This is a genomic window from Thalassospira sp. GO-4, assembly GCF_023588965.1.
Taxonomy (GTDB): Bacteria; Pseudomonadota; Alphaproteobacteria; order Rhodospirillales; family Thalassospiraceae; genus Thalassospira; species Thalassospira povalilytica.
In genome coordinates this window covers 2,865,764-2,890,382 of record NZ_CP097807.1, presented here as the reverse complement: position 1 = coordinate 2,890,382, position 24,619 = coordinate 2,865,764, and the positions used below count along the sequence as shown (strand labels likewise).

General features: G+C 56.0%; 24 protein-coding genes and 1 tRNA gene. 18 read left to right on the top strand and 7 right to left on the bottom strand.

Annotated elements, in window-relative coordinates; genetic code table 11:
* Nucleotides 1-86: 86 nt before the first annotated feature.
* Nucleotides 87-344: a hypothetical protein gene (locus M9H61_RS13335; protein ID WP_250280950.1), complete on the top strand. Its 258-nt coding sequence runs from the start codon at nt 87-89 to the stop codon at nt 342-344.
* On the top strand, nt 341-1,315 hold the full coding sequence (locus M9H61_RS13330) for a class I SAM-dependent methyltransferase (RefSeq protein ID WP_250280949.1): 975 nt from the start codon (nt 341-343) through the stop codon (nt 1,313-1,315). The genes M9H61_RS13335 and M9H61_RS13330 overlap by 4 nt, the downstream gene beginning before the upstream one ends.
* Nucleotides 1,316-1,373: 58 nt before the next feature.
* On the opposite strand, the gene M9H61_RS13325 is transcribed toward M9H61_RS13330, so the two are convergent.
* From M9H61_RS13325 to M9H61_RS13310, 4 genes are all read right to left on the bottom strand, one after another.
* Nucleotides 1,374-1,838, bottom strand: coding sequence for a YtoQ family protein (locus M9H61_RS13325; RefSeq protein WP_206926380.1), 465 nt, complete (start codon nt 1,836-1,838; stop codon nt 1,374-1,376).
* A 211-nt stretch (nt 1,839-2,049) separates the two neighbouring features.
* Nucleotides 2,050-3,972: a TRAP transporter fused permease subunit gene (locus M9H61_RS13320; protein ID WP_250280947.1), complete on the bottom strand. Its 1,923-nt coding sequence runs from the start codon at nt 3,970-3,972 to the stop codon at nt 2,050-2,052.
* Between the two features lie 73 nt (nt 3,973-4,045).
* A complete protein-coding gene (locus M9H61_RS13315) occupies nt 4,046-5,005 on the bottom strand; it encodes a TAXI family TRAP transporter solute-binding subunit (protein ID WP_101246833.1) in 960 nt (319 codons plus the stop codon).
* A 110-nt stretch (nt 5,006-5,115) separates the two neighbouring features.
* A complete protein-coding gene (locus M9H61_RS13310; protein WP_228194980.1) occupies nt 5,116-5,988 on the bottom strand; it encodes a fumarylacetoacetate hydrolase family protein in 873 nt (290 codons plus the stop codon).
* 198 nt (nt 5,989-6,186) lie between these two features.
* Between M9H61_RS13310 and M9H61_RS13305 the strand changes: the two genes are divergently transcribed.
* Nucleotides 6,187-6,861 carry a FadR/GntR family transcriptional regulator gene (locus M9H61_RS13305; RefSeq protein ID WP_114112224.1) on the top strand — a complete coding sequence of 225 codons (675 nt, stop codon included), beginning with the start codon at nt 6,187-6,189 and terminating at the stop codon, nt 6,859-6,861.
* A gap of 150 nt (nt 6,862-7,011) precedes the next feature.
* On the opposite strand, the gene M9H61_RS13300 is transcribed toward M9H61_RS13305, so the two are convergent.
* Nucleotides 7,012-7,087, bottom strand: a tRNA-Ala gene (locus M9H61_RS13300).
* 99 nt (nt 7,088-7,186) lie between these two features.
* A complete protein-coding gene (locus M9H61_RS13295) occupies nt 7,187-7,492 on the bottom strand; it encodes an FYDLN acid domain-containing protein (protein ID WP_101246836.1) in 306 nt (101 codons plus the stop codon).
* 359 nt (nt 7,493-7,851) lie between these two features.
* Between M9H61_RS13295 and aroA the strand changes: the two genes are divergently transcribed.
* The 9 genes from aroA (at nt 7,852) to M9H61_RS13250 (ending at nt 16,445) form a co-directional block, all read left to right on the top strand.
* Nucleotides 7,852-9,195, top strand: coding sequence for a 3-phosphoshikimate 1-carboxyvinyltransferase (gene aroA, locus M9H61_RS13290; RefSeq protein WP_250280945.1), 1,344 nt, complete (start codon nt 7,852-7,854; stop codon nt 9,193-9,195).
* 50 nt (nt 9,196-9,245) lie between these two features.
* Nucleotides 9,246-9,890 (top strand): (d)CMP kinase, encoded by a 645-nt coding sequence (gene cmk / locus M9H61_RS13285; protein WP_101246838.1) that lies wholly within the window; start codon nt 9,246-9,248, stop codon nt 9,888-9,890.
* A 234-nt stretch (nt 9,891-10,124) separates the two neighbouring features.
* Nucleotides 10,125-11,828 carry a 30S ribosomal protein S1 gene (rpsA, locus tag M9H61_RS13280; RefSeq protein ID WP_101246839.1) on the top strand — a complete coding sequence of 568 codons (1,704 nt, stop codon included), beginning with the start codon at nt 10,125-10,127 and terminating at the stop codon, nt 11,826-11,828.
* A gap of 191 nt (nt 11,829-12,019) precedes the next feature.
* Nucleotides 12,020-12,235 carry a hypothetical protein gene (locus M9H61_RS13275; RefSeq protein ID WP_250280943.1) on the top strand — a complete coding sequence of 72 codons (216 nt, stop codon included), beginning with the start codon at nt 12,020-12,022 and terminating at the stop codon, nt 12,233-12,235.
* A 68-nt stretch (nt 12,236-12,303) separates the two neighbouring features.
* A complete protein-coding gene (sppA, locus tag M9H61_RS13270; protein ID WP_101246841.1) occupies nt 12,304-13,227 on the top strand; it encodes a signal peptide peptidase SppA in 924 nt (307 codons plus the stop codon).
* Between the two features lie 70 nt (nt 13,228-13,297).
* Entirely contained in the window at nt 13,298-13,573 is a 276-nt protein-coding gene (ihfB, locus tag M9H61_RS13265; protein WP_101246842.1) for an integration host factor subunit beta, read from the top strand.
* A 216-nt stretch (nt 13,574-13,789) separates the two neighbouring features.
* Nucleotides 13,790-14,089, top strand: coding sequence for a lipopolysaccharide assembly LapA domain-containing protein (locus tag M9H61_RS13260; RefSeq protein WP_101246843.1), 300 nt, complete (start codon nt 13,790-13,792; stop codon nt 14,087-14,089).
* Between the two features lie 184 nt (nt 14,090-14,273).
* Nucleotides 14,274-14,996 (top strand): orotidine-5'-phosphate decarboxylase, encoded by a 723-nt coding sequence (gene pyrF / locus M9H61_RS13255; RefSeq protein WP_250280941.1) that lies wholly within the window; start codon nt 14,274-14,276, stop codon nt 14,994-14,996.
* A gap of 240 nt (nt 14,997-15,236) precedes the next feature.
* Nucleotides 15,237-16,445, top strand: a complete 1,209-nt coding sequence (locus tag M9H61_RS13250; protein ID WP_250280936.1) for an MFS transporter — start codon at nt 15,237-15,239, stop codon at nt 16,443-16,445.
* Nucleotides 16,446-16,535: 90 nt separating this feature from the next.
* Here M9H61_RS13250 and M9H61_RS13245 read toward each other — a convergent pair whose 3' ends face one another.
* Nucleotides 16,536-17,426, bottom strand: a complete 891-nt coding sequence (locus M9H61_RS13245) for a TSUP family transporter (protein WP_250280934.1) — start codon at nt 17,424-17,426, stop codon at nt 16,536-16,538.
* A gap of 164 nt (nt 17,427-17,590) precedes the next feature.
* Here M9H61_RS13245 and mutM point away from each other — a divergent pair, with 164 nt between their 5' ends.
* The 6 genes from mutM to recF all read left to right on the top strand — a co-directional run bounded on the left by mutM (nt 17,591) and on the right by recF (nt 24,611).
* Nucleotides 17,591-18,430, top strand: a complete 840-nt coding sequence (gene mutM, locus M9H61_RS13240; protein WP_250280931.1) for a bifunctional DNA-formamidopyrimidine glycosylase/DNA-(apurinic or apyrimidinic site) lyase — start codon at nt 17,591-17,593, stop codon at nt 18,428-18,430.
* 308 nt (nt 18,431-18,738) lie between these two features.
* Nucleotides 18,739-19,515, top strand: coding sequence for an enoyl-CoA hydratase (locus tag M9H61_RS13235; RefSeq protein WP_101246849.1), 777 nt, complete (start codon nt 18,739-18,741; stop codon nt 19,513-19,515).
* A 186-nt stretch (nt 19,516-19,701) separates the two neighbouring features.
* Entirely contained in the window at nt 19,702-19,962 is a 261-nt protein-coding gene (gene rpsT / locus M9H61_RS13230; RefSeq protein WP_101246850.1) for a 30S ribosomal protein S20, read from the top strand.
* A 443-nt stretch (nt 19,963-20,405) separates the two neighbouring features.
* Nucleotides 20,406-21,899 (top strand): chromosomal replication initiator protein DnaA, encoded by a 1,494-nt coding sequence (gene dnaA, locus M9H61_RS13225; RefSeq protein ID WP_250285055.1) that lies wholly within the window; start codon nt 20,406-20,408, stop codon nt 21,897-21,899.
* A 368-nt stretch (nt 21,900-22,267) separates the two neighbouring features.
* Complete coding sequence (dnaN, locus tag M9H61_RS13220) at nt 22,268-23,386, top strand: DNA polymerase III subunit beta (RefSeq protein WP_101246851.1); 1,119 nt, start codon at nt 22,268-22,270, stop codon at nt 23,384-23,386.
* 64 nt (nt 23,387-23,450) lie between these two features.
* Nucleotides 23,451-24,611, top strand: coding sequence for a DNA replication/repair protein RecF (recF, locus tag M9H61_RS13215; RefSeq protein WP_101247044.1), 1,161 nt, complete (start codon nt 23,451-23,453; stop codon nt 24,609-24,611).
* Nucleotides 24,612-24,619: the final 8 nt, after the last annotated feature.

Below are 24,619 nucleotides of genomic sequence, written 5' to 3'. Positions count from 1 at the left end.
CCGATCAGCTCCCACGCCAGTACGCGTTACTTGACCATTACTCCAAGATTTCAAACAGGTGGGCTGTTTTACGAACCGGTGCCTCTTTGCCCCATCTTGCCGGGACTGATGATGGCCCGATCAGCGGTCAAATTCGGGCCAGTCCACAGCACGGATTCGCTGCCCGACGGCCGGAACGGATCATTTGTCCTGATACAAAAATGGTGATCCCGATTAATTCATTGAAATTAAATGAATTTATCTATCTTGCCAAAATCGCAATTCCGGAAGATATAGCAGCATCTTTGGTTGTGGTTCCGGCTGTTCCTGCCAACCCGTTTTTCGGATATTCAAAACTTAAATGAGCAAGGATCGTCTGTCGGCCAGTCGGCGACTTGATGTTGCGCTGGCGCTGGTAGCGCAGGGTGATTATGTCGCGGCAATTGATGTTGCGCGTGCGGCCCTTTCTGCCGATCCCGAATGGGACGAGGCCCATTTTACCCTGGGCGATATCTATGAACGGGCCGGTGAAAACGACAATGCCGTCGAAGCATTTCGTCAATATCTGGTTCTTGATCCGTCCGACCGTATGGGGGCCGAAGTGCGCCTGACGCTGCTTGGGGCAGCTGCAATGCGCGACCGGTTGCCGCCAGATTACGTGCGTGCGCTCTTTGATGATTATGCGCCGCGTTTTGAAATCAGCCTGCGCGATCGGCTGGCCTATCGCGGGCCGGAACTTCTGTCTGAGGCCGTTCGACCGTTTCTGCCAAGCCTGGATCGTCCGCTTGAAATTCTTGATCTTGGATGTGGCACCGGTCTGGTCGGTGAAGTTTTTGCCGGTCAATATGACGCGATTGACGGGATCGATCTATCGCCGCGCATGATCAACCGCGCCCGGGCCAAGGGCATCTATCGCACGCTGGTGGCGGGCGATATCACCGATATGCCTGACGATCTGGGATCCGGCTACGGGCTTGTGGTTGCCGCGGATGTTCTGAATTATCTTGGCGATCTTGCCCCGGCGCTGCGCGCGGCCCACGCCCGGATGAAGCCGGGCGGATTGATGGTCCTGACCCTCGAACATGGCAATGCCTTTCCGTTCGATCTCAGCCCGGGACAACGTTTCCGCCACCATCAGCGCGCAATTGCCGAATGGATGGAAGAATGCGGCTTTGAAATCGTCTCCGACGCGCTGGGCACCCTGCGACAGGAAAAAGGAACCCCGGTCGAAGGCCGCATCATGGTGGCCCGTGCCATCAGCGATTTCGCCTTTGTCACCAGCAATCTGGTGGCACCGGGCGACCCGGATCAGGCGTCGGGTCAGACTTTGCATTAAGATCGCTGTGCAAAAACTGACCCGGTCCTGTTGTCACCGGTTCTCTTTGTCGCCGGTTCTAGCCCTTCGGCATGTCACCACGGATGATATAGGCCAGTGCGGCAACCACCTGTTCGGGTTCGCGGGCAACGCCGTTGGCGGCACCGTCAACTTCTTTCAATGCGTGGTCATGTTCGGCGGGATGCAGGGTGATATAGGGAATGCCAAGTGCTGCGGCATAGCCGGCATCAAAGGCGGCATTCCACTGCTTGTATTTCTCGCCAAAGCGGATAACCGCAAGATCGGCCCCTGACAGCAGGGTTTTGGTTCGCATGGCGTTAAGTTGTGCGCCCTTGCGGTCATGCCAGAATTTGTTTTCCTCGGCTCCGAAAATGGCGACACCACAATCATCGGAATCTTCATGCATGGTGATCGGGGCCACCAGTTCGACCGGAAGGCCCGCTTCCTTGACCCCGGCGGCAATGCGTTCGCGCCAGTCGCTATGAATTTCACCCGACAAATAGACGGTCCAGACCTTACTCATGTTTCTATCCCTGTTTGATCATGATGATGGGTTCAATGGCCCATACGGATTGTTCGATTTTGCATGTTAGTGCAACAAGCTGGTCCACAAACACCAAAACCCGCCGCCTTTGGCAACGGGTTTTGTGGATCAGGATGGTGATCAACGTGGTTGGGCGCGAAGGGGATGCCATCAGCATCCGGATGTGATCACCGTTCTGATAGGGGCGGCCTTAGTGCGGGACCGCCCGGTTATTCTGGCGCGTGGCCATGAACCACGCCATCAGGATTGCCGAACCCATCAGCGCGATGCCGGCAACATCGATCCACAGATTGGCCGGAAAGACCAGAAGGGCTGCGGAAACGCCGAACAATATCCGGTTGGGCATCGAAAGACGCGGACCAATCGGTGCAATGCCCTGAATGGCGATGGCCATCATGATGGCCCCGGTCATGTAAAGCAGACTGCTGTAAACAATGTCCGGCCATTCCCCGATCAAAAGCAGTTCGGGTACATAGGCAAAGCTGAACGGCATGATAACGATGGTTGCCCCGTATTTAAGGGCCGAGAACCCCGTGCGCATGGGTGGGGCCTTGGCGATGGCCGCCCCGGCAAAGGCCGCCACGCAAACCGGTGGCGTGATATTTGACAGGCATGCCGCATAAAACACCGCCAGATGGGCGGCAACCGTCGGAACACCGAGCTGAATAAGGGCCGGCGCAGCCACAACCGACAGGATGATATAGGACCCGGTAGTCGAAGACCCCATACCGATAATGATCGATACCAGCGTCACCAGACACACCGCGATAAACAGGTTCCCACCCGAAAAATCGATGAGAACTGACGAGAATTTAAGACCAAGCCCGGCAAGAACGATCCCGCCAATGATGATGCCCAGCGTCCCGATCGCTGCCCCGGCCGAGCTGTTGCTTTGCGCCCCGCCAATAAGGCCCTGGATGATGGCTTTGGGCCCCATGCGGGTTTCGCGGTTCCGCCATGAAAGGACTGCGGCTGATACCGTTCCCCAAAATGCGCAGAATTCTGCGGAAAATCCGGCAAACAGAAGGCCGATGACAATCACAAGTGGCATAAAGAAATGCCAGCCCTTTGCCATGACATCGCGTACACGCGGCGTTTCTTCACGTGGAATGCCCCGAAGTCCAAGCCGCGCGGCTTCAAGATCGACCATCGATAGCAAAAAGATAAAGAACACCAACGCCGGAATGACATTCATCAGCGCAATGGTCAGATAGCTGGTCTCGGTCAGGGTCGCGAGGATAAATACACCTGCCCCCATGACCGGCGGCATGAACTGGCCCCCGGTCGAGGCAATGGCTTCGATCGCGCCGGCATCATGGGATTTGAACCCGGTGCGTTTCATCAGCGGAATGGTAAAGGACCCGGTCGTCACCACATTGGCGACCGAGGATCCCGAAATCGATCCGAAAAGTGCCGAGGTCATGACGGCAATCTTGGCCGGTCCCCCGCGCCAGCGCCCGGCAACCGCGGTGCCAAGATCCATAAAGAACTTGCCCGCACCACTGCGTTCCAGAAAGGCGCCAAAAATCATGAAGGGAAACACAAAGGTCGCAAAGGTCGCGGTCACCACCCCGAAAATCGCTTCCTGTGTTGAATAGGTGAATTCCAGAATGCGCTCGATCGACATGCCCGGATGCGACAGACGCCCCGGAAGATACTGCCCGTAAAAAAGCTGAAGCAAGAAGGCGATGGCAATCAGCGAAATCACCGGGCCAAGGGCACGGCGGCTGGTTTCAAGCAGGATCACGATCGCCAGCGACCCCATGATCAGATCGGTCTGGTTGGGCGATGAAACCCGGAACATTGCGTAACTGACATACTGGTCAATCCAGTAACCGAATACCGCAACCGTCAGAACCACAAACCCGATATCAAAAAGACTGAACCGGTCGGTCGGGGATTTGCGTGTGGCCGGAAACAGCATGAAAACCAGAACCGAGGTCAGCATCAGATAGATGCCCCGGTTGCTTTGGGTCGAAACAAGACCAAATCCGGATGTGTAAAGATAAAAGCCGGCAAAGCCAGCCGCAACAAGGTTGAAAACCAGCGCCTGAGAACCGTTCAGGGTGCGTTTCGCCCCCTCGACCCGCATAAGCCAGGATGTATCTGTCATTTGGTCCCGCAATCCACTTCAAGACAAAACAGATCTGCCCGGCACAATACCGGGCAGATTTCACGCCAAAAGGTTATTCAGCCCATTGGCCGGTTTCGCGGTAATAGGCCTCGGCACCCGGATGCATCGGTGCGCCAAGTCCAAGGAAGTTTTTGGTGTCGGGTTTCATCTGCGCCCAGGCTTTGTGACCTGCGGCCAGTGCATCCTGTTTTGCATAGGCAGCAGCCAGCATGCGCTTCATGACATCATCATTCACCCGTTCATGGGCCACCCAATACACGGTGGTATAGGGCATATCGGTTGCCGGAACGCCCTTATAGGTCGTGTCTGGCATGGTGCCGGTATGATAGAACGGATATTTGGTGTTGATCTTGCCCAGTTCCTCGTCGCTATAGGGCACGACGATAACATCATTGGTTTCGGCAAGCTCGGTCACGGCCGCTGCCGGAGCCGATGACTGGCAGAATGCGTCGATCTGACCATTGGCAAGCGCACGGCCGGCATCGCCAAATGTCATCATCTGGGGTTCGATTTCTTCAAGCAGACCAAGTGATCCCAGAATGTTCGAGCAGTTAAACACCGTGCCCGAACCGGGGGGACCCAGTGCAACCTTCTTGTCGGCAAGATCGGAAAGCGATTTGATGCCGTTGCCTTCAAGGGTCACGAAATAGGTCGGCCCTTCATAGGCCATCGCAACACCGCGCAGCATCGTGCCTTTGTCGTCATTGGCGAACGGGCCGGTTTGCTGAAGCGACATATAGACATGTGATCCGTAAACGATCCCCATATCAAGCTCGCCCTTGATCAGGCGTTTGGCATTCTCCGTCGAACCGCCAGTCGTGACCTGGGTAATGTTGACATCGGGCAAATCCTTGCCAAGTTCGGTGCCAGCAACACCGACCATGTAATACATCACACCACCGGGGTTTGACCCGCCCCAGGCAATGTCGGTTTTGTTCTGTGCAATTGCGGTTGTTGCAATCAAAGTGCCCAAAGTGGTCAGGGCCAGTGTATTTGCCAGTCTCTGAAACATATGTTCCTCCCGATTTATAAGAGTTTTGGGCTTATGTTGTTTTTGTCGTAGCCCGGTGCCGGTGCATGAAGCGCCGAACGGGACGGCCGTGGCCGTCCCGAAACTGTTGATCAGCCCCCGATTGCGCGGAAATTGTTGCGCAAGGTGCCAATGCCTTCGATCTCGATGCTGACATTGTCCCCGGGTTTGAGATAACGCGGTGGTTCAAAGCCGATCCCGACCCCTGCCGGGGTGCCGGTGGCAATCACATCGCCGGGCATCAGTGTGACACCGGCAGAAATGGTTGCGATAATGGTCGGGATATCGAAGATCAGAAGCGACGTGTTCGATTCCTGGCGCAATTCGTCATTCACGTGACAACGGATTGCGGTGTCGGAAATATCAAGCGAGTCCCGGGTCACGGCCCATGGCCCCATCGGACAGAACGTGTCTTGCGATTTGCCAATCAGCCATTGGCTGTATTTGCCCTGCAAGTCACGGGCGGTGACATCATTGACGATGGTGTAACCCCACACATGGTCATAGGCATCCTCGGGCGAAATCGCCCGGCCGCCCTTGCCGATAATCACGGCAAGCTCCGCCTCGTAATCGACAGCCTGGCTTGCCTTGCTATCGATCAGAACATCACTTTCATGTGCGACGACTGTTTCGGGCACTTTTGAAAAGATGATGGGGTTTTTCGGCACGGCCCCGGCTGCGGCACTTGAATCAAAGCCGCTTTTGGAAAATTCATGCGCATGTTCCATGTAGTTTTTGCCAACACAGAAAATGTTGCGTACCGGGCGCGGGACCGGTGCCAGCAAGGTCACATCCGAAAGAGATACAGGCTCTTTGCGGCCGGGCAATGTGTCCTGACCAATCAGGCTAAGCACACCGCGGGCGGCGTCCTGGGCGGGAATGTCGAACGGTACAACGACACCGCGATCTTCAAGAATCTCGCCAACGCCAACTGCACCATTTGTCCTGAACGTTGCAATCTTCAAGCCAAATCTCCAAAATTAATATACCAATTAAGCCAATTTCGTCGATTTTGATATACCAATAATCCAACCAAGTCAACCAATGTGGGGGTAAATGGGCTTTTATAGGGGGTAAATGGCTGAAAACGGGCAAATCGGGCTGGACCTGTGGCCTGTGATCTGTTAATTGGATCACAATTGGTTGGGAAGAAGGATCTCTTTATGACGGGCATCAGTGCCGATGACATTGCCAAAGAATTGCGCAAGCGGATCGTGGGCGGGCTGTGGCCCGATGGCACACGCATTCCGCCGGAACGGGATCTGGCAAAGGAATTCGACGTGGCACGCAATACCGTGCGTCGGGCCTGTGATATCCTGCAACAGGACAATCTTCTGGCGCGGTATGTCGGTCGCGGGACCTATGTAACGGCCCAGGCCAAATCGGGATCGCTTGCCGATATCGCTGCCCGGATGGAAGGCACAAGCCCGGCCGACATGATGGAAATCCGTCTGTTGCTCGAACCCGAAGCCGCTGCTTTTGCTGCAACCAATGCCACCTCGGCCGAGCTTGCCGATATCGAAGCCGCCCATCTCAAGGCATCGTCGGCGACCGATATGCCGACATTCGAACAATGGGATACGGAATTCCACAAGCTGGTCTTTGATTGTTCGCGCAACGAGCTGCTGCGCGAAATCAACAATATCCTGACCTTCCTGCGCAATCAGGGGCCATGGTTCGAAATGAAAAAACGGTCATTTTCCGACGAGCGTCGCCTGCACTATTGCGATGAACATGCCCGCATCGTCGATGCGCTTAATCAACGCCTTCCCGGCGAGGCCCGCGATGCCATGCATGCCCATCTGATCACGGTTCAAAAGAATATGCTGGGACGTTAGACCCGCACATATTGCCGTTTCCGGTGCCCCGCCCATGCGGGGCATTTGGTTTTTGGGGATCTTTTGTGTCCAGGCCCCGTTGCCCGGCTATTTTCAGGGAAAAACACCCTGAAACGACAAAACCCGTCGCCAAAGGCAACGGGTTTTGAATGGTGGAGCCGATCAGGATCGAACTGACGACCTCTACAATGCCATTGTAGCGCTCTCCCAACTGAGCTACGGCCCCACTTTAGTCCGCGTCGCAGATTTGCTGATGCTTTCTCTGCGGCGCGGCGCATATTTAGAAGGTTCGCCAAATGTTGGCAAGACCCTTTTTCAAAAATTCTTAGCGATCATCGTCGTCTGATTCGACATGCTCATAAACTTCGCCAAGATCATCATCATCTTCGCCAAGGTCAGAAGCATCTTCGAGGATATCGTCATCGATATCCGCATCGACATCATCGTCAAGATCGTTGACGTCATCGATATCTTCGTCTTCTTCCGGTGCCGGTTTGGCAACCGCGGCTTTCTTGACCTTTGTCACGCCATCAGGTGTAGCGCATTTCGGGCAAACAACCGGGGTACGGTTCAGATCATAATACTTGGTACCACAGGCGAGGCAGTGACGTTTCTTACCGCGTGCTGACATTACGGCAAATCCTCTTAATTACCGTTATCATCTAAGAAAAAGACTGTTCGTCGCAAAGTGCTGCGATGCAGCGCAAGGCGTAATGTCTGAAAGGCCCAATTGCCATCTTGTTGGCGGCTTGTCAAAAGGAAATTGATCCTTTTGCGATCTGAGCTGCCAATGATGTGAAACAGGCCCGCAATCGGTACAATCGCCACGTCAAAATTTGGGTTCGATACTGGTGCCTGACAATCGCTTGTGCTAGAGCAGGATGCATCGGCCCACCTGCATCATGAGCGCCCCAAACCCCGGCTGCACCATATGCAGGGTTCCACGCCGTAAAAACAGAAAACCAAATCGTTACGGACAGGTACGCTTCCATGAGTTCTTCGCAGACCAAACGCCCGCTTTCATCGGCCAAAACCGGGCCAATTTCGGGTGATATCCGGGTGCCGGGTGACAAATCGATTTCCCACCGTTCCCTGATGTTTGGCGGTCTGGCGATCGGCACGACCAAGGTCACCGGCCTGCTTGAAGGCGAAGACGTTCTGGCAACCGCGGATGCCATGCGCAAACTTGGTGCAACCGTCACCCGTGATGAGGATGGCACCTGGCATGTAACCGGGGTTGGTGTCGGCGCATTGCGCGAACCCGATAGCGTGATTGACATGGGCAATGCCGGAACCGGCATTCGTCTGATGGCCGGCATCGTTGCCACACATCCGATCACCACCTTCTTTACCGGCGATGCGTCGCTGTGCAAACGCCCGATGGGCCGTGTTGCCGATCCGCTTTCCAAATTCGGGGCACAATTCATCACCCGTGATCGGGGTCGCCCGCCAATGGCCGTGATCGGAACGGACGAAGCCAAACCGGTGACCTATACCCTTCCCATGGCATCGGCCCAGGTCAAATCGGCTGTGATGCTGGCCGGTCTCAATACGACCGGGACGACGACCGTGATCGAACCCAAACCGTCGCGCGATCATACCGAACGCATGCTGCGTCATTTCGGGGTCGATGTGGATGTGAAGGTCAATGACGATGGCGGTCGTACCGTCAGCCTCACCGGTCCGGTCGAAATGAAGGCCGCTGATATTGTGGTGCCGACCGATCCGAGCTCGGCTGCCTTCCCGATGGTTGCGGCCCTGATCAATCCGGACTCCCATGTCACCATTCGCGACGTTTGCCTGAACCCGTTGCGCACCGGGCTGATCACCACCCTGATTGAAATGGGCGGCGATATCACGATTACCAATGAACGCGAAGAAGCCGGCGAAACCATCGGCGATCTGGTGGTGACGGGCAAAAACCGCCTGAAAGGCATCGTTGTTCCGGCCGAACGCGCCCCTTCGATGATTGACGAATATCCGGTTCTTGCCGTGGCTGCGGCCTATGCCGAGGGCGAAACACGGATGTGCGATCTTGAAGAATTGCGCGTCAAGGAATCGGATCGTCTGGCTGCGGTCGCCGCCGGACTTGAAGCCAATGGCGTCATTCACCGTATCGAAGGCGATGATCTGATTGTGACCGGTGGTGTTGTTCCGGGCGGTGGCATGGTCGAAACCCATCTTGATCACCGCATTGCCATGTCATTCCTGGTGCTTGGTCTTGGCGCGGAAAAGCCGGTTGCGGTTGATGATGCCAATCCGATTGCCACCAGTTTCCCGAACTTTGAAAGGCTGATGGGCGAAATGGGCGCAAAATTCGCGCTGCATTCCTGATCGATCTGACCCAATATATATAGTCGCGATATAGACAGGGAGCGAAGCATATGATCATCGCCATTGATGGCCCGGCAGCGTCGGGCAAGGGGACGTTGGCGCGTCGAGTCGCAGACGCAATGGACTATGCCTACCTTGATACCGGACTTTTATATCGTGCCACCGGTGCGAAAGTTTTGGCTGCAAATGCCGACCCCGAAGACGAAGCAGCAGCCGTCAAGGCGGCGGAAAATCTTACGGCCAATGATCTGGACGGCGAAGAGCTCCGCAGCGAAGAAGTCGGAACCGCTGCCTCAAAAGTTGCAGCGATTCCAAAGGTTCGCGCCGTTTTGCTTGACTTCCAGCGCAGCCTTGCAACCAAGCCGCCTGGCGGAAAACGCGGTGCTGTTCTTGATGGCCGCGATATTGGAACGGTCGTTTGCCCCGAAGCCCCGATCAAGTTTTATCTGACGGCGTCGGTGGAAGAACGTGCAAACCGACGGTTCAAACAGTTGCAGGAAAAAAATCCCGCTGCTATATACGAGCGCGTTCTCAAAGAGCTTGAAGAACGGGATGCCCGAGACAGTGCTCGCGATGTCGCACCGCTCACCATGGCAAAAGACGCAATCCATATTGATACGGACCGTCTGAATGCCAATGCAGTGTTCGATGCCGTTATGGCACATATCCACACCCATATGGGCGCGGATGACTGATCAAAGGGCGTTTTAACCGTCAGGCGATGAACGATCCCGAGGTGCCGGTCATATGACCTGTCCCTAAGGTGAACGACTTGTGCGTTCACCTTTTCGTGTATGGAAGGCATGCCTTCCATGGATGTCGGGTTCGCCCAGTGACTGACATTTTTGCCGCGATTTTGCGGTTTAAGACCACCGGACACAACCGGTTGGCCAGAATATGATGACGATACTCGAAAGGAAGTCTGGTTTATGACCACCGCTGAAGAAGCACAATTCTCGACCGGCGAAGATTTTGCCGCCCTGTTGGCTGAAACCCTTGGTTCTGAAGACGAAGGTTTTGTCGGCCGCGTAATGACCGGTTCGGTCGTTAAGAAAACTGACGATGACGCAATCGTCGATGTCGGCCTGAAATCCGAAGGCCGCGTTCCGCTTAAAGAATTTGGCGCAGGCGAAGTAAACATTGGCGATACCGTTGATGTTTATGTCGACCGCTATGAAAACAAAGATGGCCTGATCGTTCTGTCGCGCGAAAAAGCGCGCCGCGAAGAAGCCTGGGTTGAGCTGGAAAAACAGTTCTCCGAAGGCAAACGCGTTGACGGCACCATCTTTGGTCGCGTTAAAGGCGGCTTCACCGTTGACCTGTCGGGTGCAGTTGCATTCCTTCCGGGTTCCCAGGTTGATATCCGTCCGGTCCGTGACGTTACCCCGCTGATGAACAACCCGCAGCCGTTCCAGATCCTGAAAATGGATCGTTCGCGCGGTAACATCGTGGTTTCGCGTCGTGCAGTTCTCGAAGAGACCCGTGCAGAACAGCGTGCTGAACTGATCCAGAACCTCCAGGAAGGTCAGGTTCTTGACGGCGTTGTCAAAAACATCACCGATTACGGCGCATTCGTCGATCTCGGCGGCGTTGACGGCCTGCTGCACGTTACCGACATCGCTTGGAAACGTATCAACCATCCGTCCGAAGCTCTTCAGATCGGCCAGACTGTTAAAGTTCAGGTCATCCGCTTCAACAGCGAAACCCAGCGTATCTCGCTTGGCATGAAGCAGCTTGAAGCTGATCCGTGGGAAGGCGTCGAAGCCAAATACCCGGTCGGTTCGAAGTTCGAAGGTCGTGTCACCAACATCACCGATTACGGCGCATTCGTCGAACTCGAAGCTGGTGTCGAAGGCCTGGTCCACGTTTCCGAAATGTCCTGGACCAAGAAAAACATCCACCCGGGCAAAATCGTTTCGACCTCGCAGGAAGTCGAAGTCATGGTGCTCGACGTCGATGCCCAGAAACGTCGTATCTCGCTTGGTCTCAAGCAGTGCACCTCGAACCCGTGGGATGCCTTCCTTGCAGCTCACCCGGTCGAGTCCGAGATCGAAGGCGAAGTCAAGAACATCACCGAATTCGGTCTGTTCATCGGCCTCATGGGCGGTATCGACGGTATGGCTCACCTTTCGGACCTGTCTTGGGACCGTGCTGGTGAAGAAGTCATCAAAGAATACAAAAAAGGCGACATCGTCAAAGCCAAGGTTCTTGACGTTGACGTTGAAAAAGAACGCATCTCGCTTGGCATCAAACAGCTTGCCGGCGATCCGTTCAAAGAAGCAGTTACCGGTATCAAGCGTGGCGAAACCGTCACCTGCGAGATCACCGAAGTCAATGACGGCGGCATCGAAGTTGCTGTTGGCGACACCGAACTGAAAGGCTTCATCCGTAAAGCTGAACTGGCGCGTGAGCGTTCGGAACAGCGTCCGGAACGCTTCGCAGTTGGTGAAAAAGTCGACGCACGCGTTACCGCAATCGACGCCAAAACCCGTAAAGTTTCCCTCTCGGTCAAAGCTCTTGAAGTTGCTGACGAGAAGAAAGCAATGGCGGATTACGGCTCTGCTGACAGCGGCGCATCGCTCGGCGATATCCTCGGCGAAGCTCTGCGCAAAAAGCAGGAAGGCGGCGAATAAGCCACCCTCCGACGAAATACGGTCTGATCTTTTTCGGACCGAACAGACGGGTCGCACATTGTGCGGCCCGTTTTGTTTTGGGCACTTTGGTGCGGATGACGCATGCCAACCGTCTCATATGGGTGGGTTGCCCGATACGATACGCGCCTCATGATCCGGGGGGCGTTTGATGATCTTTCTATCTTACTGACATGGCTGATCTGGTTGGGGCGGGGGTTGAGAAAACGGGTTGTTCAGGGCGCTCGTATCTGCTGGCAGCCCGGCCGGATTTGGCCTTTGGAATTGTATATCATCCGAGTTTTGACCCCGGATTGGTGCCCGGTGCTGCCCTGTTCGCCATTTTTCGCGAAAATTTTGATTTTAAACGCTTTTTGTCCTTGCCTTCTTGGCCGAGAAAAACCATTTGAAAAGGCAGGTTTTTGGGCGGACAGCCTTCTAAGTATTTGATTGAACAATTAGAACCGGGGCACCGTAAATGGCGCTTGATGCCGACATCCTGCTTGATCGACGTCGCTTGAAGAAATCAGTCTTCCGCTGGCGCGTTGTGGCCGTCATTGCTGTCATTGCCGTGATCATTATCGGTCTGGCCGGAACCGGCGTGCAGAACAGTGTTCTGGGCGGCATCGGTCCGAGAATCGTTGAAATCAATATCGAAGGTGTGATCACCGAAGATCCCTATTTGCTTGATGCGCTGGCTGCCATCGAAGAAGACAGCGACGTTGTCGGTGTGATTGTCCATATCAACAGCCCGGGCGGCACCATGGTCGGGGGCGAAACGCTGTATGAAGCGTTGCGCCGGATCGGGGAAACCCGCCCCATCGTTGCCGAAATGGGCACGGTTGCCGCATCGGGCGGCTATATGACCGCGATTGCCGCTGACCATATCATTGCGCGGCGCGGAACGATTACCGGATCGATCGGGGTTATTTTCCAGTCGATGAATTTCAACGGCACGCTTGAAAAGCTTGGCGTCGAGCCGCTTACCGTCAAAAGTGGACCGCTTAAAGCGGCACCGAATCCGTTTGAACCGGTTGATGATGCTGCAAAAACGGCCATGCAAGGTCTGATTTCCGACATGTTTGACGTGTTTGTCGGAATGGTTGCCGAACGGCGTGACATGCCGGTCGACACGGTGAAAACATTGGCAGATGGTCGCGTCTATACCGGACAGCAAGCACTTGCCAATGGCTTGATTGATGAAATTGGAGGCCGTCGTGAAGCCTTGCGCTGGCTTGAAAACGAAGCTGGTGTCACGCCGGAAGCGGACATCGTGCCGCTTGAAATTGAGTACCCGGAGGACGATTTGATGAGCGCACTCTTTGAAGGAAACCTTGGAAAAGTGCTGTCATCTGAGGGGCTTAAACTTGACGGTTTGCTAGCTGTCTGGCAACCTGAGTGATAGTTACCGAACAAATAATCTAATTCGCGGTTGAGTGAGACTGTCAGCACGAACAGGATGGGGCCTGGAAATGACAAAATCTGAATTGATTGCCCGGCTTGCTGAATTGAATCCGCATCTCTATCAGCGAGACGTCGAACGGATTGTTGCAACGATTTTTGACGAAATCACTGACGCGCTTGCCCGTGGCGACCGGGTCGAACTGCGCGGTTTTGGTGCATTTTCCGTCAAACAGCGTGATGCCCGCGTCGGGCGGAACCCGCGTACCGGTGACGCGGTCCCTGTTGGTGAGAAAAAGGTTCCCTATTTCAAAACCGGCAAGCAGCTCCGTGAACGTCTGAACTGATTTCCGTTTGATGGATGATTGATTGACGATCACATTGCCGGTCGTCACGCAAAACCGCCACGACACAGCATGCTGTGTCGCTGGTGGCTTGGCTTTTGCCTGCGCTTTGCGCCATACTGTTGCATCAATCCCCGAACGTGACCTGTTGCCTGAATTCGGGGGACGCCTGATCTGTCGGGTGTCTGCCGCCATCCTGTCAGGCACAAGGAGCCCAGAATGCGTATCCTTTACTGGATTATTTCCATACCGCTTGCGGTCCTGATTGCCGTTTTTGCCGTGTCCAACCGTGCGCTTGTGACGCTGTCGCTCTGGCCTTTGCCCTACGAGGTCGACCTGCCACTGTTTCTGCCGATCATGGTGGCCCTGCTTGTCGGTCTGGGCATCGGATTTGCCTATGAATGGCTGATCCATGGCAAACACCGCCGTGCCGCCCGGCGCATGGACAGTGAACTCAAACGCATCAAAAATGACGATGCGACCCCCAAGTCCGATCAAAAGGCACTTGGCCACAGCTGATCCCAAGGGCTCCTGTCGGAGCCCTTTTTTATGGTCCGTTTCCGGTGATCGAACCCGATGCATGGGGCCATGCAGTCATCTTGTACTATTTGACATTGGCCTTTGTGGATAAATCGGCTAAGCCATGTCCGGTCCGCGCAGCTGATTGTGGGCCATGACCCAATTGCCAGCAGCGGAGGACATCATGACCCGGACCCTTTCCCCAAAAGACCGCATTTTCTGTGCCATCGATACCACGGACCTTGATCATGCAATTGATCTGGCATCGCGGTTGTCGGGCGTGATTGGCGGGGCAAAGCTGGGCAAGGAATTCTTTGCTGCCCACGGTCCGCAGGGTGTCCGCGCGGTTGCCAAGACCGGCATGCCGATCTTCCTCGATGTCAAATATCACGATATCCCCAACACGGTTGCCGGTGCCATTCGTGCTGTCACTCCGATGGGGCTTAAAATCGTCAATGTTCATGCCGCTGGCGGCATCGAAATGATGAAGCGTGCCGGGGATGCCGCACGCGAAGCGGCCGACAAGGCCGGTGTCGAAGTGCCCTGGGTGATCGCCGTAACCATCCTGACCAGCATGGACCAGGCTGACCTTGATGATGTCGGGCTCAAAGGCCCGATCGAGGATCGCGTCGTCAAACTGTCCGAATTGACCAAAAAGGCCGGTCTGGACGGTGTCGTCTGCTCGGCACAGGAAATTACCCCGGTCCGCCGTGCCCTTGGCGATGATTTCAAACTGATCACACCGGGTATTCGTCCGGCCTGGGCATCAAGTGACGATCAGAAACGCATCGTTACCCCGGCCGATGCCGTTGCCATGGGCAGTGACGTTCTGGTTATCGGTCGTCCGATCACCAAGGCCGAAGACCCGATCGAAGCCGCCAAGCGCATCGTGGCCGAGCTTTCCTGATCACAGGACCGACTCCCGCGATCAAGGCCCGGCATTGTCCGGGCCTTTGTTTTTGGGGGACAGGCCATAAAGATCAGCTGTGAATGTCGTGCATGCTGCCATGCGGATTTCGCGATGGTTTTATCGCGCGCTTTATCTCAGAATTGAATCGTTTCAAAAATTGGTGCAATATGGCCATCTCGCAGTTGCACAAAATCCGGATCTGTCGAACCGGCCCGGGTTTATCTGGATATTTCTGACATGACTGATACCGCCACCCGCCCGGGATTTCTCGGGAACTTACCGATTCTTGCCCTGGCCCTTGCGTCTTTTGGCATCGGGACCACCGAATTTGTCATTATGGGATTGCTGCCCGATGTGGCGCTTGATCTTGGTGTCACCATTCCCGATGCCGGGTTGCTTGTCACCGGTTATGCGCTGGGTGTGACCTTCGGGGCGCCGTTCCTTGCGATTGCAACGGCGCGCATGGATCGCAGGCGCGCACTTTTGCTCCTGATTTCGATCTTCATCATCGGCAATTTCCTGTGTGCTGTGGCCCCGGATTACTGGCTTCTGATGGCGGCCCGCGTTGTGACGGCCTTCTGCCATGGGGCCTTCTTTGGTCTGGGGGCCGTGGTTGCGTCAAACCTGGTGGCGCCGCATAAACGGGTACAGGCCATTGCGCTGATGTTTTCGGGGCTGACACTGGCCAATGTTCTTGGTGTGCCGTTTGGTACTGCCCTTGGTCAGGAACTGGGGTGGCGATCGACCTTCTGGGCAGTTGTTGCCATTGGCATTGTTGCCGCCCTTGCACTTTATGTTGCCTTGCCGCGCAAGATCGCCGCATCAACCGGAAGCCTGTGGGCAGAAGCCAAGTCCCTGGGCAAGGTCCAGGTCATGTTTGCCATGCTGATTTCGGTTCTGGCTTCGGCCAGCATGTTCAGCGTCTTTACCTATATCACCCCGATGCTTCAGGAAATTACCGGCATCTCCCCGCGTCAGGTGACCTATGTGCTGCTGCTGTTCGGGGTTGGTCTGACTGTGGGCAACTATATCGGTGGCCGACTGGGGGACTGGCGATTGATGCCGGCCATCATTATCGCCTTTGTCCTGTTGATTGTCATTCTGGCCATGTTCACCGAAACCCTGACCGAAGTCATCCCGGCGGTGATCACGGTGATGCTGTGGGGAGTTGTGGCCTTTGCCCTGGTGTCCCCGCTTCAGATGCGTGTCGTCAACGAGGCGTCCGAGGCCCCCAATCTGGCATCGACCCTTAATCAGGGGGCGTTCAATCTTGGCAATGCCGGTGGGGCCTGGTTTGGTGGTCTTGCCATCACGCACGGTGTTTCCTATCAGCATATTCCATGGCTTGGGGCCGGGATTGCGGTGCTGGCGCTGCTGTTTACGGTCTGGAGCCACCTGCTTGATCGCGGCGATGAAGTCTTTGCCCAAAGTGGTGCGAACGCCTGATCATCCGGGCAGATCGTCCTTGCAAAACAAAACCCGTCAGCCTTGCGGTTGACGGGTTTTTGATATCTGTGTGCGGTCTTTTGAGCGGACCTAGCCGATCCAGTGGCGGATCTGATCATAGGTCTGGCTGATCACGGGGCCATATTGATCAATGATCAGCTTGATCGAAATCGCGATCGACGTAACCACCAGAAGCGGCCGTACAAGCCGCGCGCCGACCTTCATCACCAGATGCGATCCGATCTGCGCACCAAGCAGTGCACCAACCGCCATCACGCCGCCAACAACCCAGACAACCTCGCCCCCGGCAATGAACATCACAAGGGATGCAAAATTCGATGTGAAGTTCAAAACCTTGGTATGCGCGGTTGCCTTGGTCATGTTGAAACCAAGCAGCGCGACAAAGGCGATCGAGAAAAAGGACCCCGTACCCGGGCCAAAGAACCCGTCATAAAATCCGATGCCAAACCCGGCGGTAAAGGCAAAGGTCGCCTTGCTGATCAACTGATGCGCATCGATATCGCCCACGCGCGGCGAAAACAGGAAATAAAGCGCAATCAGGATCAAAAGACCGGGCAGGATCGTCATCAATATGCCGGGATCAAGCATCTGCACCAATACGGTGCCAAGTGCTGATCCGGCAAAGGTCAGAACAATCGCCAAAACCATATCGCGCGGATTGACATGCCCCTTGCGGATGAAGTTGAGCGACGCGGTAAAGCTGCCAAAACTGCCCTGCAACTTGTTGGTGGCAAGTGCTTGTGCCGGTGTCACGCCCGCCCAAAGCAGGGCCGGAATGGTAATCAGGCCGCCGCCGCCGGCAATCGCATCAACACAAGCCGCAAGCGCGGCAACGCCAAACAGGATCGCTAAAAGATCAAAACCAAATTCCATCGGGTGGCTTTCGTAAAACAGAAATGTCCGCAAAGGGTGGGGCAACGCGGAACCGGAAATCCCGGTGCATCCGGTGGAATGGGTCATCGGGATGCCGACGGGCGCCGCAATCATATGGTTTTGGCGGCCTGCGTCCAGATCGAAGATCGCATGGCCGGCCATCGCCCGCACACAGCATCGAAATTGATCCTTATTTTACGGTCGATTCTGGTCTAGAAAGTGGGTCGCCCTAACTTGCACGAGTTCCAGATATGCCTGAATTGCCAGAGGTCGAAACAGTTACCCGTGGTCTGACACCGGTCATGGAAGGCCGCATTGTCGATCACGTGGTGCAACGTCGCGCCAATCTGCGTTTTGCCTTTCCTGACGGCTTTGTCGATCGCATGGCCGGTCGCAAAATCAATCAGCTGACCCGGCGGGCGAAATACATTCTGGGATATCTTGATGATGGTCAGGTATTGCTGATCCATCTTGGCATGTCGGGTCGCATGACCATTCATAATGATCCGGCGGTCGCCGTTCCCGAACCGGGCAAGCATGATCACGTCGATTTCGTCATGCAGGATGGCGCTGTTGTGCGCTTTAACGATCCGCGCCGCTTCGGGGTGATCACCCTGATTGCCGCAGACGAAGTCGCCAGCCACAAGATGCTGGCCGGTATCGGTCCCGAACCGCTGGGCAATGCGTTCAATGCCGCAGTGCTGGCCGACGGGCTTGCGCGTCGCGGCAGTCCGATCAAGACCGCCTTGCTTGACCAGAAACTCGTGGCCGGTCTTGGCAATATATATGTCTGCGAAGCCTTGTTCCGGTCGGGCATTGCACCGGACCGTCTGGCAAGGGATCTCAAGCCCGGTGAAATTGACCGTCTGTATCGCGAAATCCGTTTGGTGCTGGAAGACGCCATTGCCGCGGGCGGTTCAAGCCTGAAGGATCATCGCCAGACCAATGGCGAACTTGGTTATTTCCAGCATAATTTCCGCGTCTATGGTCGCGAAGGCGAAACCTGTGTGGCGGACGGATGCGACAGCACGATCGGACGAATCGTTCAGGCCGGACGATCAACTTTCTTCTGCCCGACCTGTCAGAAATAAGCGCGCTCCATACGCAGGCATGGCAATGCGCGGCAGAGGACGGAACAGGCATATTCCGTCCTTCGACTCCGCTGCCTGATCGCCGCATCGGCTATTGGCCGCCCATATCCGGGCCATAAGCGACAAGTCTTAAACAATAAGCCATAAATCGCGAGCCGGACGGTCTGATCCCTGCCGTCTTTCATGATGCTTTCACGTGGTGCCGGTTGCGGGGCGGGATCAAAATCGGTAAAACAGTATCAAAATATGGTTTCAGACGAATCGGTCCCACACAAACCGGGCAGATCGCGGATATAAGGATTACAGGCATGTCATATGAAAACATCATCGCCGAGAAAAAAGGCAATGTCGGACTGATCACCCTTAACCGTCCCCAAGCACTCAATGCGCTGTGCGCTGCCCTGATCACGGATATCGGTGCGGCACTGGATGATTTCGAATCCGATGAAAACATTCGTGCCATCGTCATTACCGGGTCGGAACGCGCCTTTGCGGCTGGTGCCGACATCAAGGAAATGGCCGATTACGATTATATGGATGTCTATAAGAACGACTTCATCACCAAAGGCTGGACCCGTGTTGCCAGCTGCCGCAAGCCGACCATTGCTGCCGTTGCCGGATTCGCGCTGGGTGGTGGCTGTGAACTTGCCATGATGTGCGACATCATGATTGCCGCCGATACCGCCAAGTTCGGTCAGCCCGAAATCACCATCGGCACCATCCCCGGTGCTGGCGGGACGCAGCGCCTGACCCGTGCGATTGGCAAGGCCAAGGCAATGGAAATGTGCCTGACCGGGCGCATGATGGATGCCGAGGAAGCCGAACGTTCCGGTCTGGTGGCGCGAATCGTCCCGGCCGACTCGCTGCTGGAAGAAGCCCTTAAAACGGCGGAAAAGATCGCCTCCTTCTCGGGGCCGGTTTCGATGAAGGTCAAGGAATCGGTCAACAAGGCCTATGAAATGACCCTGACAGAAGGCCTGATGTTTGAACGTCGCGAATTCCATTCGACCTTCGCGCTCGAAGACCGTGCCGAAGGCATGAAGGCCTTCACAGAAAAGAGAAAAGCCGATTTCAAGCACCGTTGATTGCACGGTGCCCGGGGTAAGTTGACCCCTGATTCCGTCGCTGCATATCTGTGTTGCAGGCCAACAGAGTCCTAAACCGCAGAAATTAGGGCATCGACGCGGCATCGGGGGTTGACGAGGGTTTCGGACAGAGCTATAAGCCGCGCTCCGAATTACGTAACATTTGTTTGAAGAGACAGGTTCGCAATGGCTCACCATAAATCGGCCAAGAAGCGCATTCGCCGCAACGCCGCCCGTGCAGAAGTTAACGGCGCACGTATCGGTCGCATTCGTACCTTCGTTAAGAAGGTCGAAGCTGCGCTGAACGTTGGCGACAAAGATGCTGCTCAGGCTGCGATGAAAATCGCCGAGCCGGAAATGGCGCGCGGCGCGCAGCTCGGCGTTCTGCACAAGAACACCGTTGCTCGCAAGGTTTCGCGTCTGACCGCTCGTATCAAGGCGCTTTAATTTATCCCTTACGGGATGGCGAGTCGAAGGCCGCACCTCTGGTGCGGCCTTTTCGCTGCCCTGATTTCGGAGAATCACCTTTTGTTCCTTGATTCCGCGGGTGCAAGAAACCGCAGAAAATAAGGAACGTTTTGGTGCCGAAATCCTTTTAACGTTCTGTTAAAGATCGCCTTGCCTGATGTGGGTCGCATCAGTACAGTGTTTGGACTTCGCAGGCCGCGCAAAGTGGCCCGTGACGAAGAACCAAAAACAAAAGGCGCGAGTACGCTTCCAGGATTTTGCGGAAGACCAGCGTGTTGATCACTACTGTGATGAACGCGGCACAGTACTATTTTGTCTTTTGCAGTCTTGAATGTGTTGAAATTGGGATATCGGGGAAGGTTCAAACAGTGCAGCACGCCGTGAGGGGAACGCAATCGGCACTCGGGCAGACCAGCGGGGGGATGCAGGGTGACCAGCAGGCAGCACTTGATGATCATACAGTCGCAATCTGGCAGGTCGTTCGTGAAAAGCTGCGCGCCGAATTCGGTGCCACAGCCTATCGCTACTGGCTTGAGCCGGTTGTCCTGATTGGTGTCGAGGCAGGTGTGGCGCGTCTTGGTGCGCCGACCCGTGCCATGCGTGACTGGGTAACCCAGCACTATCTCGACCGGATCCAGGCCTTCTGGCATGCCGAAGATGCCAACGTGCATTTCGTCGAAATCAACATCATCTCCGTTTCCAATGGCAATGCGCCCGCCAATCAGGCTGAACCTGCCGCTTCCCCGGCATCGGGTTCTGCTGCGGGCGATGTTTCCGCGACCAAACCGGCCGCCAAGGCCAAGCCGGGCGCTGGAAAAATCTCCGTCGCCGAGGCCCCCTGTCAGCCGCAGGCTGCCGGCCGCACGGCGATTGCCAGCATGTCAGATGACGGCATTTCTGCTGCCCTTGATCCGCGTTACACCTTCGACAATTTCGTGATCGGCAAGCCGAACGAATTTGCCTATGCCGCGGCGCGCCGTCTGGCCGAAGCCGAATCGGTGCCGTTCAACCCGCTGTTCCTGTATGGCGGGGTTGGTCTTGGTAAAACCCACCTGATGCATGCGATTGCCTGGCATATCCGCCGCACGCAGCCGCACCGCACGGTGATCTACCTGTCGGCGGAAAAATTCATGTATCGCTTCATCCGGGCGCTGCGTGACAAAAACACGGTCGATTTCAAGGACCAGTTCCGTTCGGTGGACGTTCTGATGGTCGATGATGTCCAGTTCATCTCGGGCAAGGACTCGACCCAGGAAGAATTCTTCCACACCTTTAACGCGCTGGTCGATCAGGGCCGTCAGATCATTGTCTCGGCTGACAAGTCGCCCTCCGATCTCGAAGATATCGAAGAACGCCTGCGGTCGCGTCTGGGCTCCGGCCTTGTTGCAGATATTCACGCAACCACTTACGAGCTGCGTCTGGGCATTCTCGAATCCAAGGCCGAACGTCAGGGTGTCGAACTGCCCCAGCGTGTCATGGAATTCCTCGCCCACAAGATCACGGCCAATGTGCGTGAGCTCGAAGGTGCGCTTAACCGCGTGATTGCCCATTCCCAGCTGGTCGGTCGTGAAATCAGCCTGGAAATGGTTCAGGATGTCCTGCATGACGTTCTGCGCGCATCTGAACGCCGGGTCTCCATCGAGGAAATCCAGAAACGCGTGGCTGAACATTTCAACATCAAGGTGTCGGACATGCATTCTGCCCGCCGTGCTCGTGCGGTTGCCCGCCCGCGTCAGGTGGCAATGTATCTGTCCAAGCAACTGACCACCCATTCCCTGCCGGAAATCGGTCGGAAATTCGGCGGGCGTGACCACACCACGGTCATGCATGCAGTGCGCAAGATCGAAGAACTGCACAGTTCCGATCCGTCACTTTCCGAAGATATCGATCTGCTGCGCCGGATGCTCGAAGGCTGATTGTTTCGGTGCCTGACAATCTGGCATCGTGGATTTTCTCGATGCCTGTGCCATCGGATTTTGGTGCTGACGGGGCCGGACTCCGCATGGTTCGGTCGTCGGATTCCGGGCCGGAATGGCGGGTAAAATTCCCCTGAAATACATGAACAAAACTGCGAGTCGCGCAGTATGCGCCGCTTTGCGCGTTTCAGGCGTAAATTGGCGTGCCGACTCCTTTTATTTGCTTGGGTTTAAGCCGTAAAAATCCTTCGATTTCGTGTCATGCATGTTATAATGCGCCTTCCTTGCCCGAAAGGGTGGGGGTCAGGTGAGAAAACTGATTAAAAATCAATTTGTTAAACTAATACTGACAGACGGATAGGACGGGCATGAAGCTGACCATCGAACGCGCGGCTCTGTTGAAATCGCTGACCCATGTTCAAAGTGTTGTTGAACGACGCAACACCATCCCGATTCTGTCCAATATTTTGCTGCGGGCAGAGAATGATCGTCTTTCGCTGACGGCAACGGACATGGACCTTGAAGTGGTTGAAACCACCACGGCCGAGGTCTCCGAACCGGGCGCGACCACGACGCCTGCACATACCCTTTATGAAATCGTCCGCAAACTGCCCGAAGGTTCCCAGGTGCAGATCGCCCTTGAACCGGGTGCCGGTCGTCTGACCCTGGCTGCGGGCCGTTCGAAATTCAATCTGGCGGTTCTGCCGGTCGATGATTTCCCGGTCATGTCCGGTGGCGATCTTCCGGTCAGCTTCGGTCTTGCTGCTGCGGAACTGCGCGGCCTGATTGATCGCGCCGAGTTCGCGATCTCGACCGAAGAAACCCGTTACTATCTCAACGGCATCTATTTCCATGCCACCGACGCCGAAGGCACCAAGATCCTGCGTGCTGTTGCCACCGACGGTCACCGTCTGGCCCGGGTCGAGGCACCGCTGCCTGATGGTGCGGAAAACATGCCGGGCGTCATCGTGCCGCGCAAAACCGTTGGTGAATTGCGCAAACTGATCGAAGAAACCGGCGAAGCGGTCGATATCGCCCTGTCGGATACCAAAATCCGGTTCGGATTCGGCAATGCGATCCTGACCTCCAAGCTGATTGATGGCACCTTCCCCGATTACGAACGCGTCATTCCATCGGGCAATGACAAGACCCTTGATATCGAATGCAAGGCGTTTGCCGATGCGGTTGACCGTGTTTCGGCGATCTCGATTGAAAAATCGCGTGCGGTCAAGGTCGTGCTATCGGGGACGACCCTCACACTTTCGGCTTCAAGCCCCGAACACGGCACCGCGTCCGAGGAACTTGAAATCAACTACGATGCCGAGGACATCGAAATCGGCTTTAACTCGCGCTATCTGCTCGACATCGCCAAACAGGTCAAGGGCGATACCCTCAACCTTCTGATGTCGGATGGTTCAAGCCCGACGATCCTGCGTGATACCGACGACCTTTCGGCATTGTATGTTCTGATGCCGATGCGTGTGTGACGGTAAGCACGATTAAGCTGTGGCTGCTCTTGCCAATAACCTCATGCCAAAAGACGGTGCGTCCATGACAAACCGTCTTGCCGTTTCCCGCATCCAGCTCAGCGATTTTCGCTGTTACGAAAGCCTGCGTCTGGCCCTTAGTGGCGCGCCGGTTGTGCTGACGGGACCAAACGGGGCGGGCAAGACCAACCTGCTCGAAGCGGTATCCTTGCTGGCCCCGGGCGGCGGATTGCGCCGGGCCAAACTGGGCGATATCGCACGCAGCGTCCCGCCGGCGCCGAACGGGGCAACCCGGGCCTGGGCGGTTGCTGCGGAAATCGAGACCCCTGACGGGGTATTTCAGGTCGGATCGGGTCTTGATCCCGCTGCCCTTGAACAGGGGCGCGAACGCCGGGCTGTTCGTATTGATGGTCAGTCCCAGCGTGGGCAGGCCGCCCTGGGGCGGGTCTGTGCCGCGGTCTGGCTGACGCCACAGATGGATCGTCTGTTTCTGGATGGGCCATCGGCGCGTCGGCGCTTTCTGGATCGGCTGGTCTATGGCCTTGATCCCGATCACAGCAGCCGCGTTGCCGCCTATGAGCATTCCCTGCGCTCACGCGCCAAATTGCTCAAGGAAGGCAAGGGCGATGACAAATGGCTGGCCTCGATCGAAGATTCGATGGTCCGTCACGGCATTGCCGTTGCCGTGGCCCGGGCCGATCTTCTGGCCCGGTTAAGCCGGGCTGGCACCATGGCCATCGGGCCATTTCCCGCCGCACGTCTGGCGCTGGCGGGGGATCTCGAAGACTGGCTGGAAAAATATCCGGCGATCGAGGTCGAAGACAGAATGCGGGCTGCATTGCGCGACGGACGTGCGCGTGATGCGACCTATGGCGGGGCAGTTGTCGGCCCGCAACGCAGTGATCTGCTGGTCTGGCACGATGCCAAGGGCCAGTCGGCGGATCAATGTTCCACCGGGGAACAAAAGGCGTTGTTGCTGTCGATTATCATGGCCAATACCCGCCTGCAAACCAAGGCACGCGGGGCTGGCCCGCTGCTGTTGCTTGACGAGGTGGTTGCGCATCTGGATGCAGAACGGCGCAAGCACCTGTTTGATGAAATCGTGGCGCTCGGCGTCCAGGCCTGGATGACAGGCACGGACCGGGCGCTGTTTGAAGGTTTGGACGGTCGTGCGCAATTCTTCCGCGTGGAGGATGCCACCCTGTCCCTGGAAACCACTCCGTGAATGCCGAG